We start from the raw sequence: 15,293 nt of genomic DNA, 5'->3' as shown, positions 1-15,293 counted from the left end.
CGTCTGAACATCCAATTCAGACGGCTTTTATTATTTTTTCAAAATCAAATCAATCAGCTCTTCACGGTCAACTAAGTAGACATCATTAATATTCGCCAGCTTAATTGCTTGCTTTGTAAAATGGCTATTTGTAACAACCCACGCCTCTGTAGCATTGTACATTTTAACCGCCCCGATAATTTCCTGCACCGCTTTTACGCCGACTGTGCCGCTATAACGCTTCGCTTGTACGGCGATAATGTCTTTGCGGTCCTTTAAAATTAAATCTGCTCCGTAATCACCAGAAGTAGCGGTATAAGAAACTTTATAGCCACGTCGTTTGAATAATTGACCTAAAAACTGCTCGAATTCCTCGCCAGACATCGCGTCTACTTCTTTAATTCCTGCTTTGCGTAAGCGGGCAAGTCGTCTCGTTTTAAACCAAATCGTGCCACAAATAAGGACAATGCAATAAATAACAACGGCGGCTACAATGCCTTTCCACGTTTTTGTATAATACCAGCCAGCAGCACCGGCAGCTAATAACAACAATTGAAGCAATGAAGTGACGAAGCTCGTTTTACGTTTTTTCTTTCTTTTTTTCAAAATTTGTACTCCTTACTATAATGATACCTTTCATTATATCACAAAAAGCACAAATGTTCGCATTAGATTGTGCGATTTTGAGAGCTAATCATACTAGTAATAAAAATCATGATTGTAATGACAAGAAAAGTCGCATTTGGAACAAACCAGCTGTCCGTTACATCATGAATATAGCCTAGCGCAGTTGGACCAATAGCGGCGAGTAAATAGCCGATAGATTGCGCAAAGCCTGATAATTCAGCGGCCTCATAGGCTGTATTTGTTCGCAATGTAAAGAGCATCATACATAAGCCAAAAGAAGCACCCCCTGCAAAGCCTAAAAAAATCATCCAAACAATCGCTAAGCTAGTCCATTCCAGCCATAGCCCTGTAAAACCGATAAGATAGCAAATGGTAAAAAATATAGCGATAGGACGCTGAGAAGAAAGCTTACTTGCGATAATCGGCATAATAAAAGTCATAGGAATTTGCGCAAACTGCATAACTGTAACCATCCAGCCTGCATTTTCAGGAGCGATACCTTGTGACACAAATATTTCCGGTAGCCATGTAGCTAAAGAATAGAAAAAGAAAGATTGCAGCCCCATTGTTAAAGCGACAGCCCAAGCAAGCCCAGAGCGAGAAAGCTTTGTGCGTTGCTGATTCGTGCTTGGTGTCATTGTCTCTACTTTATTGCTACGTAATAATGGCAACCATGCAATCATCGTTGTTACACAAAGAATGACGGAAAAACCAAGCGCCCCTTGCCAGCCTGTTGATGCAGCGGCAATAGGATGACTTATGCCAGCAGCTAACCCGGCGGAAGCATTCATTGATACTGTATAAATACCCATTAAAAGTCCGATATGTAAAGGGAATTTCAATTTAAAATAACTAGGAATCAGCACATTGCCAAAGGCGATTGCGATTCCGATTAATGCGGTACCACCAATAAGCAAGGCTGTATATCCTGTAGAGCGTAAAACAATGCCTGCAGCCAGTAAAATGACAGAATAAAACAGCGTATGCTCCATTCCAAATTTACGTGCAATCGGTGCCGCAAATGGTGAAATGATGGCAAAGGCTAATAATGGAATTGTCGTTAAAAAGCCTGCTAACCCATTAGAGATGCCTAAATCTTCCCGAATAAATGGGATAACAGGTCCAACGACAGTAAGCGGTGTACGCAAAGTTGTTGCAATGAGAAAAATGGCTATGACGAATAGCCATGTTTGTTTAGTAATTTTTTTATTTGTATGGTGCGAATCCATTTCGATCCTCCTCGTCGTTCATAATTACTCCATTATATAGCAACTGGATAGCGATTTCTAAAAGGTTGCTTACAACAGCGCTGAAAGTATGCTAAAATGCAAGCAATCATTGTTCGAAGGAAGTGAAGCAAATGGCAGTATCGACAGGATTTTATAAAAAAATAAAAGCATGGGTAACAGAGGGCGATGCACGCTTAGCGTTTCGACCATTTCAAGTGGATGGCAATCCATATAAATCAGCAATATTTGTGGTAGGTGCATTCGCTGCACCAAAAATTGATAGTAATACGACAGATGAAGGTGTCTATATCGATGCATTAGTAAATGGTCTGCTATTTGATGAAATGTATGGCTATGAGATGAAGCAAAAGTCGCGAGAGTATCTCGGAACGACTTATTTTATGGAATGGCTGGCGCAACAAGTAAATGAGCAAGCTGTTGCTACGTATGTTAACACATTGCAAGTGCAGAATGCGCAGGAGCGTAAGCAAGCACAGAAGGAAAGTCCTGCTTTATATAAAAGAGGACAGGCTATTTTCCAAGAGGTTTTGGAGGAGTTTCAGCCAAAATGGATTATTTTACATGGTACAGAGGCTGTCCAGCAGTTTAGAGCTAACTTTGCCGAGCAGCTAACAGATCATTATAGTCAAATAAATAAAGTACAGGAGCTAGAGGAGCTGGGTGTTTTTGCTGAGCTAAGCTGTAAAAATGGCAATACCGTGAAAGTTTTAGCCTGTCGCAGCATGAGCTACTATGGCAAAGAAGGCAAGGCATTTCAAGCATTTAAAGAGCAATTACAAACGACAATTAAGCTAGCAAACAAATAATTCCAATAAGATTTTTGCTTTTCTGCTCTTGCATTCAAGCAAGTAGGTGCGTATAATTGGGACGTTCTTTAATTTAATTTATTTTACTCATATAATAACGAGAATATGGCTCGTAAGTTTCTACCGACATCCCGTAAAGAGGTCGACTATGAGAAGAAGTAGCAAAAAGAGCATTCGTCTCTATTTTGTTATACGTTCTTTCAGTAACTTCAACTCGAAAGGCTCTTCTCTTATGTGGAGAAATAGCCTTTCGAGTTTTTTCATTATTTTAAAAGGAGGAGCTTTGATATGAAGCTTTTAAAAGATAAAATTCAGCACGAGGGAAAGGTATTATCGGATGTTGTATTAAAGGTGGATTCTTTCTTGAATCACCAAATCGATCCAATGCTAATGCAGGAAATAGGAGAAGAGCTTGCGAATCGCTATAGCGATGAAATTATTACGAAAGTATTAACAATTGAATCTTCTGGTATCGCACCTGCTACATTTTTAGGCTTAGTGCTTGGCGCACCAGTCGTTTTTGCACGCAAACGTAAATCGTTAACGCTAACAGATAATTTATATTCAGCACAAGTTCATTCCTTCACGAAAAATGAGGTAAATGAAATTTCAGTTTCAAAAAACTTCCTATCAGCAGATGACCGCGTTGTCATTATCGATGACTTTTTGGCAAATGGCGAGGCATTAAAGGGCTTAGTTGATATTGCCCAGCAAGCAGGTGCACATATTGTTGGTGCAGGCATTGTTATTGAAAAGGGCTTCCAGCAAGGTGGCGACAAGCTGCGTCAAGAAGGCTTGCGTATCGAATCATTAGCAAATATTAAATCATTAGCAAACGGCAAAGTCGAATTTTTCGATTAGGACTGTAGGAGGTCAAACTTTTTATGAACGGCTTTAAGGCAACAACATTAGGTATCCAGCATTTACTTGCGATGTATGCAGGCGCAATTTTAGTGCCGTTAATTATAGGTGCAGAGCTTAATTTCACACCAGCACAAATGACATATTTAGTCGCAATAGACATTATGATGTGCGGTATCGCAACATTATTACAAGTATGGAAGGGCAAATATATCGGTGTCGGGCTACCTGTTGTACTTGGCTGTACCTTTACAGCGGTAAGTCCGATTATTGCAATCGGCTCATCAGGTGGCTTAGGAGCAATTTATGGTGCCATTATTGCTTCTGGTATTATCATTGTATTAATTTCAGGTATTTTTGGTTTATTAGTGCGCTTTTTCCCACCTGTCGTGACAGGCTCTGTTGTCACAATTATTGGGGTTAGTCTTATCCCTGTAGCAATTAACAATATGGGTGGCGGACAAGGAGCAGAGGATTTTGCATCAGCATCTAATGTTGGCTTAGCCTTTATTACATTATTAATTATTATATTGATTTACCGCTTTTTTGATGGCTTTATTCGTGCAATTGCCATATTGCTAGGGCTAGTAATTGGCACAGTTATTGCTGTGTTTATGGGGAAGGTTGATTTTACACCAGTTATCGAAGCATCTTGGTTGCATGTGGCAATGCCATTTTATTTAGCAACACCTACCTTTGATACATCTGCGATTATTACAATGACGTTAGTAGCGATGGTTTCACTTGTGGAGTCTACAGGTGTTTATTATGCGCTAAGCGATATTTGTGATAAGAAATTGACATCAAAGGATTTAGCGAGAGGCTATCGTTCAGAAGGCTTAGCATCTATTATCGGTGGGATTTTTAATGCCTTTCCATATACGACGTTTTCGCAAAATGTTGGCTTAATTCAAGTGTCTGGCGTCCGTGACCGCAAAGTGATTTTCATTACAGGTGGAATGTTAGTTGCATTAGGCTTTTTACCGAAGCTTGCGGCATTAACGACAATTATTCCAACACCTGTGCTTGGAGCAGCAATGCTTGCTATGTTCGGTATGGTCATTACACAAGGCATTAAAATGCTTGCACCAGAAATCGCAAAATCAATGGAAAATGCGATGATTGTTGCCATCGCAGTTGGACTTGGTATCGGCGTAGCTGTTGTACCAGAGCTGTTTGAATCATTACCTAAGGAATATGGCATAAATATTTTAACATCAAATGGTATCGTCTGTGGCTCTGTCACTGCAATCGTCTTGAACATTCTCTTTAATATGATTGGACGGAAAAAATAGAGGATGTAACTAGAAAATCCAAATTATTTTGGGGGTTTCTAGTTTAGAAGTAGTAAGGCGTTTATTTAACAGCTCAACGAAAAATAGGGACATGTCTTGTTAGACAGTCCCTATTTTTCGTTCAGGTTACATTTGGCTAAGGAATAGAAAAAAGAAAACTGTCGTAATAAAGATTATACCGAATAAGGCAGAATATCGTGAATATTTAAGCGCTGCTACACTTATCTCAGGTGGTTTTTCATACATCCATTTCCTTCCCCATAAAAGGGAGGCCTTTGGGTTTCTATAGAGTTGAAACATGATAAAATATAAAGGAATAGAGAAGATAAAGCAAACAATGACAGTAATCATTTTGTCCTCCTTCATCAAGTCACAGGGTATTATGTTAGCTTCACATAAAAATCCTTACCATTATTAAGACCAATAATCTCAGTGTTTTTCATTTTTTTATAATAATCATCAATTTGTCTTGCAAGGCTTGAATGTCCATTCAAATAAATACCAGGCTCAATTTTTTTCGCTACATTATGAAACTCAAAGTACAGCTTCGTATCTTCTTCCATCAGGTTAATAATTTGAGAGAACTCATCAACGGGGATATGAATGCCACGCGTATAACGGCATTCTCTGCGATATGTGTCGTGTGAAATATAGAGCGGCTGCTGTTCGACTGTCATTTCTAATTTCATCATAGTGAGAGCCTCCTAATTATGTTGCTTTGCCTGTATTATATCAAATTTTCTCAATATGAAAAGATGCGTATACTACCAATTTTCCTGCTGCATTTCCTCTGCAATCATTTGTAAATCGTAAGCATTTATTGTAAAAAGCTCGTAATTGTCATGCTGCTCCATATATTTTTTCACAAGGTTGAGCACATATTTTGGAGAAGCCTCATTTTCTTCATCATAAACGAGCAGCATTGCATCCGTGTTATCAATAATAAATTTATCCTTTTCAATAAATTGCCATGGAGCCTCATAAGGTCGCTTCGTCACACTTGTGACGAAATCAGCCTGTAAAATCATTCGTTGATATTGCTCCTGCTTATGCTCGTTCCAATTTTTCTCCTGCTCTAAAAATGGTGTAATGACGGAGTATTTAAGTGTTGGGTACTGCTCCTTTAATGAACGAACAACCTCAGTTGCCCACAGCTCAACACCTAATTGTCCGCTAACAATCACCCATTCTAAACCGTCATCGAGCAATGTTTGCAATTTATTTTTTAACGCCTTTTTAATAATTTCAATGCCTGGATGTTTGTCATTAAAAATACCAAGCTCATGTGGGCGGTAGCCTGTAATGAAAAGAGTTTTAATCATCATCCTCACTCCTTGGTGAAATATGTTAAGATGTTTCTAATTGTACGAGATTTTATCAATAGAAAGAAGGGAATGATATGGGGAAAGCGAAAATTTACCTCATTTTATTAGTTGTTATGCTAGCCTGGGGCTTAAATGTCGTAGCTTTAAAGCTGCTCGTTTCTTATTTTAGCCCACTAACAATGACAGCTGTACGCATTTTCATTGCAGGGATAACAGTCGTTGGGATTTTAGCGCTTTTAAAAAAGCTGCAAAAACCTACGCGTAGCGATATATATGCGGTGATGACGGCAAGCATATTAGGTGTCGTGCTTCACCATGGCTTGCTAGCATTTGGCTTAGCCAATACTTCCGCAGTAAAGGGCAGTATTATATTAGGCTTTAGCCCGTTGCTAACAGCCATACTAGCAATTGTTTTTGGTTTTACACAAATGAGCTGGAAGCGTTTTGTCGGCTTTGTTATTGGCGCATTTGGTGTTATCATGGCTGTGCTACGTGGGGGAGAGGGTGTTACAGGTGTGGCACTAGGCGATTTATTCGTCTTCCTATCGATTTTAGCACAGGCCTTTAGTTTTTTAGTCATTAGTAAGGCCTCGAAAACATTAAACCCAGTTGTGTTAACAGGCTATATGATGCTGAGCGGTTCACTTGTTTTATTGTTGCTCGCGTTGATTATAGAGCCTGCACAATTTATCACGTTTACCACCGTCGCACCAAAGGCTATCATTTTACTATTAACCTCAGCCATTTTTGCAACAGCTATCGGGCATGTAATTTACAACTCAGCAATCGCCAAAATAGGTGCAGCTGAAACAGCGATTTTTGGCAATTTCAACACATTGTTTAGCTTGCTCGGAACGGCTATTTTGTTGAAGGAGCCAGTTGGTATCAATCAAGTCGTTGGCTGTTTGTTAATTATTGTTGGGGTATTAATCGGAACAGGAGCGTTGGAGGCATTTATACGAAGTCGCAAAACATGAGTGCCAGGCACAGAAACAATTCTGAATTGTTTCTGTGCCTGGCACTTTAATATGCTGCTCGCCGCGTCAGAGGAAGTGTTTTCACTGCCCACATACCTATAACCACCCCTAGCATAGAGCCTGCTAATGTTAATATATTTAATAGACTTGTGCTTTTTAAAATAAAACCATAATACGCTAAAGCAAACTCAATTAATTCTAGGGAGAAGCCACTAATCAGTACAATGACAAGGCTTTTCTTCAAAGGCTGTTTATTGAAAAGAAGCGCAGCAAATATGCCTACTGGAATCCATAATAGCATATTGTAAATAATCGCTAACGAATGGTAACTAGCTGCAACAGTATAAAGTGTTTCATAAATAGTATTTGTTTTGCTAGCATTGGAGGAGACGAGAACATTTAGTGTATCTGTATTTTTAGCAGGGAAAATGAGCCCACCCCATCTAATTTGAACAAGGTTTATTAAATAAAAAAGAAATCCATAAAATACAAAACGGTGCACTTTGTCTGTCTGAGATTTTCTAAAATAATCTAAAAATATATCAATGAAAGCATAGACTAATAATAAAATGATACCGAAGGGAACTACATTATAAATAAATGATGTCGTCATGATAAAGCCTCCTTAAAATTGAAATTTAATTCGGTACGCCTCTAATTATTTTAACATTTTTTGTGAAAATAGGTTGTGTTATATCATAACTGTTGAATTTTTAATCATAAAATGCCAGACACAAAAACAATTCTGAATTGTTTCTGTGCCTGGCACCTTTTTTAAAACACTGCTTTAATTTGGTCGATTGCCCAATCTAATTCTTCTTTTGTAATAACTAATGGCGGGGCAAAACGAATTACTGTATCATGTGTTTCTTTACATAATAAGCCGCGCTCCATTAATTTTTCGCAATATGGACGTGCTGCTTCGTGTAATTCTAAGCCGATAAATAGTCCGCGTCCACGCACCTCTTTGATGGCAGGGTGCTCGATTTGGCGAAGTGCTTCTTGGAAGTAGTCACCTAAGCCTTGTGAGCGTGCTGCTAAATCTTCCTCTTCGATTACTTCAAGCGCTGCAAGAGATACTGCACATGCTAGTGGGTTTCCGCCGAATGTTGAGCCGTGTGAGCCTGGGTTGAATACACCTAAAATGTCACGGTTTGCAACAACACATGAAATAGGGAATACGCCGCCACCTAGTGCTTTACCTAAAATTAAAATATCTGGTGTAATATCTTCCCATTCGTATGCAAACATTTTACCAGAGCGCGCAAGACCGCTTTGGATTTCGTCCGCGATAAATAGTACATTGTTGTCTTCACATAATTGCTTTGCTGCTTTTAAGAAGCCAGCTGGTGGAATAAGGATGCCTGCTTCACCTTGGATTGGTTCTACGATAAATGCTGCTGTGTTTGGTGTGATAGCATTTTTTAATGCTTCGATATCGCCATATGGTACTAAGCTAAAGCCTGGTAATAATGGACCGAAGCCACGTTGATATTCTGCCTCTGATGATAAAGAAACAGCTGCCATTGTACGACCGTGGAAGTTGCCGATACAGCCGATAATATGTGCTTGGTTTTCCGCAACACCTTTTTTCTCATATGCCCAACGACGTGCAGTTTTAATTGCTGTTTCAACTGCCTCTGCACCTGTGTTCATTGGCAATACCATTTCTTTATTTGTTAATTTACTTACTTTTTCATACCAAGGGCCAAGCTGATCTGAGTGGAATGCACGAGATGTTAATGTTACGCGATCTGCTTGCTTCTTTAATGCTTCAATAATTTTAGGATGACGGTGACCTTGGTTAACTGCTGAATAAGCAGATAACATATCCATATATTTATTGCCCTCTGGGTCTTTTACCCATACACCCTCTGCCTCTGAGATAACAATCGGTAGTGGATGATAGTTATTTGCACCGAAATTTTCAGTTTGTGTAATAACCTCAGTTGTTTTTGTCATAATATAAATCCCCCTTTTTAGTAAATAAAGGCGCAAAAGAAATTTGCACCTTATTGTACTTTATACTTACTATAATGCAGAAATTTCTTGCTTTTTTCAAGTTTTATTTTTCAGCAAGCAGATAGTTATTGTTTCCGATATTTCTTCAACATATTCGAGAGCATGTAAAAAGCTTGAGCAAAATGGGAACTGGCTCAAGCTTTTCAAATATTTAATAGCTGCTATAATTTTTTGGCTTTCTCCAGAAAATCGTAATGATAAAACCGATACCTAGTACGAGAGCTGCAAAATAGTACGGGTAGTCAAAGTTTTTATCGAACAATGCACCGCCGATAATTGGGCCGAAAATATTAGCAAGGCTCGTAAACATGGAGTTCATGCCTCCAACAAAGCCTTGTTCATTTCCTGCAATTTTTGATAAATAAGCAGTAACAGCAGGTCGAATTAAATCAAAGCCAACAAATACTAAAAATGTTGTAATTAAAATCGCCATATATGAGTTAACGACTGTCATGATAAATACAAGTAATGTTGAAAAAATAAGCGAGTAGCGAATTACTGCAATTTCACCTAAACGCTTTGTCAGCCTATCGAATAAGACAACTTGTGCTACTGCACCAACAATCGCTCCACCTGTAATAACGATGGCGATATCCTTTGGTGTAAAGCTGAATTTATGGTCAACGAAAAGGCTAAATAATGACTCAAAGGCAGCTAGACCGAATGAAGAAATAAAAATAATTAAAAAGGCGATTAAATACATTGGTACAAAAATGCGCTGGAAGCCAGACTTTTGTTCCTCGCCTTGCTCCACAGGTTCAGCCTCTGCTCGCGTTGGTTCCTTCAGCAATAGCATAGAGCCAATTGCTGCGACAACCCCTAAAACTCCTGCTGCATAAAACGGAATGCGTGTGCCAAGCTCTGCTAAAAATCCACCGATGCCAGGCCCGATAATAAATCCTGTACTAATTGCTGCAGACATATAGCCTAAAGCTTTCGCACGTGTAGCCATTGTTGTAATATCAGCGATAAATGCTGTTACAGCAGGCATAATAAACGCCGCACTGACCCCACCAAGCATACGAGATATGAAAAGAACAGATACAGTAGTTCCAATACCGAATAAAAACTCTGAGAAGCCGAAAATAAATAGCCCAATTACAATCATAATTTTACGACCATAACGATCTACCCATTTTCCTGCGATAGGTGAGATAATGAGCTGTGTAATAGCGAAGGCAGCAACCATATAGCCAACCACTGAGCCGCTTATATTTAATTCGTTCATAATTGTCGGAAGAACAGGAATGACGAGGCCGATACCTAGAAAGGCAATAAATAAATTGATTAATAAAATACTTAAGGTGACTTTTGAACTTTTCTCAAACATAAAAAATTTCTCCTAATTATTAAATTGTGCTCTTTATAGAATAAACCCTATAGTAACTATATGGTCAATGTTTTTGCTTTCATTTTATAAAACTATTTACAATAAAACGCTTTCAAATACATAATTTACTATATTGATTTTTGAGGAGGATATATATTGAAATTATTACTTATTAGACATGGACAATCACAGGCTGATATTTTAGAAGTACATGAAGGTAGGGCGGATTTTCCTTTAACAAATTTAGGTATAGAACAAGCTGAAAAACTAGCTAGCTTTGTTGCAGCTCATTTTCAAATAGAGGCAATCATCGCAAGTCCTTTACAAAGAGCATATCAAACAGCGGAAATTTTAAGTGATCAATGTCGATGTGAGGTTGCTATTGAAGGTGATTTGATGGAATACAATAACGGTGTATTAGCTGGAATGTCTCGACAGGAAGCACTCATCAAATATCCATTGCCAGAGGGGGGACGTCCATTGCATATAGCGATTGAGGGTGGTGAATCACAATTGCAATTTCGCTCTCGCGTGGAGCAAGCGTTATATACCATTTTACATGATTATGGGCATTTACAATGTATAGCGCTTGTTGCACATGGCGGCACATTGCTACATTTATTAAATATTTTGTTAGGAAAGACAATAGAGGAGCAATGGCTGTTTCATACAGGGGATACAGGGCTGCATGTCATTGAATTGAGGGATGGGGAAAAGATCGTTCATTATTTAAACTCACAGGCTCATCTAGCTTAAAAGCGATGCGAAAAACAACTTAACTTGTTGCTTTTCGCGTCGCTTTCATATGACCGACTAATAAAATAAGCAATGCGATTGTTACGACAGCGCCAGCAAGAAGCAGTGGAGCTTTATAGCTATTATAATAAGCCTCTAATTTACTTGCTAAAATCGGGCCGATAATTTGCCCAAAGGCATAAAATGTTGTCAGCACCGAAACGACCATACCGCTTTGTTTAGGAAAGAGCTGGCGCGCATAGCCTGTTGTCATAGAAACGAGCCCAACGAACGTCATACCGAATAAAAATGCTGACAGTAACACACTCCATACCGTTTGTGAAAGGACGGGAAGGATGATGCCGAAAATTTGTAATGCATAGGCAATTGCCATCGCCTTCACAGGTGATAGCTTTGTCATTAGCGATACCCATAATGGGGCAGAGGGAATTGCTGCAATTCCTGCAACACCCCAGCTATAGCCTGCAAATGCACGCAAGCTCTCGATATTGTAAATAATATCTACTAAAAATGTACCAGTAATAATATAGCCAAAGCCTTCTAAGCCATAGGCAAGAATGAGCCATGGCATAAAACCTCTCCAAATATTTGTATCATGAGATTTCACAGCCTTTTCACTATTATGTACAGTTAAATTTCGCCATAAAACAGCCGTTGTTGTCACAAGTAGCGCTGATAAAATGCCGAGCCCGATCCATGTACCTTGCCATGCCACAAGGCTTTCTAAATAGGGCACAACCAACCCAGAAATAGCGATGCCAAGACCGATACCACTAAAGACAAAGCCTGACCAGCGAGTTAAAAGGTGTGTTGCTAAATAATCCATGACGATACTAGATGTTAAGACAAAAATAAAGCCACCTGTTAGCCCAGCAATAAAGCGCAAAATAAGCCAAGGAGCTAGCACTGCTGTTAGCCCCATTGCGACAATAGAAAGCACATTAATTACAACATTTGCTAGTAAAAATTCCTTTTTACGTTTAAAAATAAAGCCAGCCCCTAACGAGCCGAGAAAATAACCTATGTAGTTGCTTGATGCTAGCCAGCCCCCAACTTGTAACGATAAGCCTTCATCCTCACGCATAAAAGGTAAAAGGGGTGTGAAGGCAAAGCGGCTAATGCCCATTGCGACAACTAAAAATAAAATCCCACCAAAGATAATTCCAATATGCTGCTTTGACATAATAAAGCCTCCACCTTTATTTTTTGAAAAATCAATAAATTTCATTATACCGCTAAAATTTATATTTAGAAATAGTATGAAAAAATCTATTTCACAGGAGAGTGGTGTATTGATGTTCATAAAACAGAAGGGCCCGTCCGAAAATCAGACGAGCCCTTTAGTTAACAGTATTTTTCGCTATTTTGATGAAAATCACGTTGGAAAATATACATACGATACGCATCGTGATAAGAGCCAGCAGTGAAAAATTCCTCTTTCAGCTCACCTTCAATTTGGAAGCCAGCTTTTTTATAAATATGAATGGCTTTTTCATTTTGTTTATCAACGATTAAATAGAGCTTGTGCAAGTTAAGAATATTGAATGCATAGCGCATTGCGAGCACGGTTACTGAATAAGCGTAGCCCTTTCCTTGACAGTTAGGGTCAATAATAATTTGAAATTCTGCATTGCGGTGAATTAAGTCGATTTCAACTAATTCAACTAAGCCAAGGATTTCCTCACCTTTTTGAATAATGAAGCGCCTTTCACTCTGTTTATGAATATGCTTTTCAAATAAATCCTGTAACTCTACAAATGACTCATACGGCTCCTCAAACCAATAGGACATAATTCTTGAGTCATTGTTAAGCTTATGCACATATTTTAAATCCTCACGCTCTAACGGTCTTAATTTGATACGCTGATCCATCCCATACGCCTCCAAAATCAATAATTATTTATATTCTATAGAAGCAAATGAAATTTTTCACTTTTTTTCTCTTCCAACATATAAAAAGACCACTTCATGACAAGTGGTCTACAAATGATTACTATCAATTTTAGTTTTAATGTAAGTGTAAAAAGCGCTTTTCCATATTGCCTATGTACTTCAAAATGCTGATATATCAACATTTTGAAAGATAAGCCACATTGCCGTAAATATATAGAAAGTTTTAAACCACACTTCTCAAAGTGGGTGTCCGCATGAGCATTCCTGTTTATCCTTAGGTCAAAGGAGCTAAGGCTCGCCATTCCAGCTCGGATATAAAACTCCCTGTTACAGTATAAAGGTTAAAACTTAATATTAATACGTACAACGTAGCTTGATTCTTATTGTAGAGCAACTATTTGCTTGGCGCAAGTAAGTGTCTTTACATGAATTTGTCAAATGATAACATATGGGAATTACTACAAATTGATTTAAAAAAATAAATATTTAAGGATGCTTCTGATAATAAGAAGAACTAAAAGATAAAAAAATCCTTTTAAAGTAAAGCCTGTAATTATGCTTTTCTCCTAGAATCGGCTTCTTATTGAAAAGTCCTAAACAGATAATATGAAAAAATGGATTTGACCAAGTTTTCTTATTTCCCTACCGTGACGAGCGACTTCAATGCATCGTTCAAGCTATGCACCTTCTTAGTAATTTCACTCATCGTTTGCAGCATTTGATTTTCATCCTCGACAGCCTGCACGATTGCGCTTGTCGATGTTGCATTTTGACTAGCCATCTCATTCAGTCTGTCTACCTGTTGTTGGATTGTATTGAATTGCGCCATAGCGTTTGTTAAATCATTCATCCCTCGCGTCAAATCTTCAGTGCTTTGTGTAAAGGAATTTTTTAAGCGATTTAAAAATTCACCAACCTCCTGTAAAGACTGCTCACCTTCTTGTAAAGCTTGTTCACCCTCCTGTGAGCGTTGCTGTGCTTCAGTGGATTTAGCGAACAAGCTTTCCGTTACTTGCGTAATATTCACTGTAATTGAGGCACTTTCTTCTGCTAATTTGCGCACTTCATCTGCGACAATCGCAAAGCCTTTTCCATGTTCACCTGCGCGTGCTGCTTCGATAGCTGCGTTGAGGGCGAGCAAGTTTGTTTGCCCTGCGATATGCTGAATGCCTAGCAGTAGCTGATTCACTAATTGCAGGCTACTTTGTAGCTCGTTCACCGTGTCAGCAGTTGCATGCATCGCATTGCTCATTACAGACATTTGGCTCATCGTATGCTGCATTTTATGCCAGCCTGTCATAACCTCCTGCTGTAAATTTGTTGATTGTGCTACGGTATCTTTAGAAATTTCAAGCGTATCATTGACAAAATAGACCGAATCGCTCATCGCACTACGAATAAATTGTAGGCTCGCGGCTTCCTGCTGTGTGCTTGCGGAAATAGATTCAGAGGCAGATAAAATATATTGACTGCTATTCGCAATCTGCGTCATTGTTTGCTGGAACTGTGTCACGTGTTTGTCCAGCGCTTGTGTGCTTGTTTCAATTTCTTGGAATGTGCTTTGTAGCTGCTGTAATGATTGTTGCATTTCCTCCTGCTGCTGCTTGGCATTGTCAATTAATGCGTTGCCCCATCTAGCAATCAAGTAAAATGCGATAATAACACCGTTTAAAATCGAAAATAGCGTCATAAAAGTAATAAAAGAATTAGCAGCACCTAACAAATTTTCGGGCTTTAAAAGATAAACGGTAATAAAGCTCATATTGATAATAATGCCGAACAAAATGATCAGGTTACTTTTAAAATACAGCGCAATAATTGCAACTGAACAAATTAAAATATAGTGCTTATTTAATGAAAATTGGTCAACTAAAAACAATGTAAAGACAATTAATGTAGGAATCATACCGAAAATAAAGCCTTTAACATAAGGATTGATTGGTAAAAAATAATTAATAAGGGCCAATGCAACAACGATTAAACCGACTGCTAAAAAAAGCATTCCCCTCGAAATAATTAAAGGACCACAAATCAGAATGGCTAAAGCAATAATAATAGCTAAGTTAACACGATGGACTTTTTGTGTGTCATATTGAATTTTAAGCTCCATATAATTCCTCCGAAAATGAATGATTATTCATGTAATTGTACTAAAAAAATGCTATTATGTCA

At 38.5% G+C, this 15,293-nt stretch carries 15 protein-coding genes, 1 other RNA gene and 1 riboswitch; of the genes, 5 read left to right on the top strand and 11 right to left on the bottom strand.

The features are described 5' to 3' along the window. Positions 1-30: 30 nt before the first annotated feature. Together M3Z76_RS09715 and M3Z76_RS09710 are read right to left on the bottom strand one after the other, a co-directional pair. A complete protein-coding gene (locus M3Z76_RS09715) occupies positions 31-585 on the bottom strand; it encodes a restriction endonuclease (RefSeq protein WP_293925972.1) in 555 nt (184 codons plus the stop codon). A 62-nt stretch (positions 586-647) separates the two neighbouring features. Next, positions 648-1,835 carry a CynX/NimT family MFS transporter gene (locus tag M3Z76_RS09710; protein ID WP_293925971.1) on the bottom strand — a complete coding sequence of 396 codons (1,188 nt, stop codon included), beginning with the start codon at positions 1,833-1,835 and terminating at the stop codon, positions 648-650. A gap of 131 nt (positions 1,836-1,966) precedes the next feature. Between M3Z76_RS09710 and M3Z76_RS09705 the strand changes: the two genes are divergently transcribed. The 3 genes from M3Z76_RS09705 (at position 1,967) to M3Z76_RS09695 (ending at position 4,818) form a co-directional block, all read left to right on the top strand. Further along, complete coding sequence (locus M3Z76_RS09705; RefSeq protein ID WP_293925969.1) at positions 1,967-2,662, top strand: RNA 2'-phosphotransferase; 696 nt, start codon at positions 1,967-1,969, stop codon at positions 2,660-2,662. A gap of 67 nt (positions 2,663-2,729) precedes the next feature. Beyond that, positions 2,730-2,831, top strand: a riboswitch (purine riboswitch). A gap of 119 nt (positions 2,832-2,950) precedes the next feature. Then, a complete protein-coding gene (locus M3Z76_RS09700; protein ID WP_293925968.1) occupies positions 2,951-3,523 on the top strand; it encodes a xanthine phosphoribosyltransferase in 573 nt (190 codons plus the stop codon). A gap of 23 nt (positions 3,524-3,546) precedes the next feature. Then, positions 3,547-4,818: a nucleobase:cation symporter-2 family protein gene (locus tag M3Z76_RS09695; protein WP_293925966.1), complete on the top strand. Its 1,272-nt coding sequence runs from the start codon at positions 3,547-3,549 to the stop codon at positions 4,816-4,818. Positions 4,819-5,198: 380 nt separating this feature from the next. Here the strand turns inward: M3Z76_RS09695 and M3Z76_RS09690 are convergent, their stop codons facing one another. Both M3Z76_RS09690 and M3Z76_RS09685 read right to left on the bottom strand, forming a co-directional pair. Continuing rightward, entirely contained in the window at positions 5,199-5,510 is a 312-nt protein-coding gene (locus tag M3Z76_RS09690) for a hypothetical protein (RefSeq protein ID WP_293925964.1), read from the bottom strand. A gap of 72 nt (positions 5,511-5,582) precedes the next feature. After that, positions 5,583-6,140: an SLOG family protein gene (locus M3Z76_RS09685; RefSeq protein ID WP_293926082.1), complete on the bottom strand. Its 558-nt coding sequence runs from the start codon at positions 6,138-6,140 to the stop codon at positions 5,583-5,585. Between the two features lie 77 nt (positions 6,141-6,217). Here M3Z76_RS09685 and M3Z76_RS09680 point away from each other — a divergent pair, with 77 nt between their 5' ends. Further along, positions 6,218-7,120: a DMT family transporter gene (locus M3Z76_RS09680; protein WP_293925961.1), complete on the top strand. Its 903-nt coding sequence runs from the start codon at positions 6,218-6,220 to the stop codon at positions 7,118-7,120. Positions 7,121-7,166: 46 nt separating this feature from the next. On the opposite strand, the gene M3Z76_RS09675 is transcribed toward M3Z76_RS09680, so the two are convergent. From M3Z76_RS09675 to M3Z76_RS09665, 3 genes are all read right to left on the bottom strand, one after another. Continuing rightward, positions 7,167-7,733, bottom strand: coding sequence for a hypothetical protein (locus tag M3Z76_RS09675; protein ID WP_293925958.1), 567 nt, complete (start codon positions 7,731-7,733; stop codon positions 7,167-7,169). 161 nt (positions 7,734-7,894) lie between these two features. After that, entirely contained in the window at positions 7,895-9,082 is a 1,188-nt protein-coding gene (locus M3Z76_RS09670) for an ornithine--oxo-acid transaminase (protein WP_293925955.1), read from the bottom strand. 211 nt (positions 9,083-9,293) lie between these two features. Beyond that, positions 9,294-10,472, bottom strand: coding sequence for an MFS transporter (locus M3Z76_RS09665; RefSeq protein ID WP_293925952.1), 1,179 nt, complete (start codon positions 10,470-10,472; stop codon positions 9,294-9,296). Between the two features lie 156 nt (positions 10,473-10,628). Between M3Z76_RS09665 and M3Z76_RS09660 the strand changes: the two genes are divergently transcribed. Beyond that, positions 10,629-11,228, top strand: coding sequence for a histidine phosphatase family protein (locus tag M3Z76_RS09660; RefSeq protein ID WP_293925951.1), 600 nt, complete (start codon positions 10,629-10,631; stop codon positions 11,226-11,228). A 19-nt stretch (positions 11,229-11,247) separates the two neighbouring features. Here M3Z76_RS09660 and M3Z76_RS09655 read toward each other — a convergent pair whose 3' ends face one another. From M3Z76_RS09655 to M3Z76_RS09640, 4 genes are all read right to left on the bottom strand, one after another. Beyond that, the gene (locus tag M3Z76_RS09655; protein ID WP_293925948.1) at positions 11,248-12,411 is read right to left on the bottom strand and encodes a YbfB/YjiJ family MFS transporter; all 1,164 of its coding nucleotides are present in this window, start codon (positions 12,409-12,411) and stop codon (positions 11,248-11,250) included. A gap of 161 nt (positions 12,412-12,572) precedes the next feature. Further along, the gene (gene speG / locus M3Z76_RS09650; RefSeq protein WP_293925945.1) at positions 12,573-13,100 is read right to left on the bottom strand and encodes a spermidine N1-acetyltransferase; all 528 of its coding nucleotides are present in this window, start codon (positions 13,098-13,100) and stop codon (positions 12,573-12,575) included. Positions 13,101-13,309: 209 nt separating this feature from the next. Further along, a non-coding RNA gene (gene ssrS / locus M3Z76_RS09645) (6S RNA) lies at positions 13,310-13,499 on the bottom strand. 256 nt (positions 13,500-13,755) lie between these two features. After that, the gene (locus M3Z76_RS09640) at positions 13,756-15,231 is read right to left on the bottom strand and encodes a methyl-accepting chemotaxis protein (protein ID WP_293925943.1); all 1,476 of its coding nucleotides are present in this window, start codon (positions 15,229-15,231) and stop codon (positions 13,756-13,758) included. Positions 15,232-15,293: the final 62 nt, after the last annotated feature.

This window comes from Metasolibacillus sp., from assembly GCF_025291715.1.
GTDB classification, from domain to species: Bacteria; Bacillota; Bacilli; order Bacillales_A; family Planococcaceae; genus Metasolibacillus; species Metasolibacillus louembei.
This window is presented reverse-complemented; position numbering and strand designations above follow the sequence as displayed.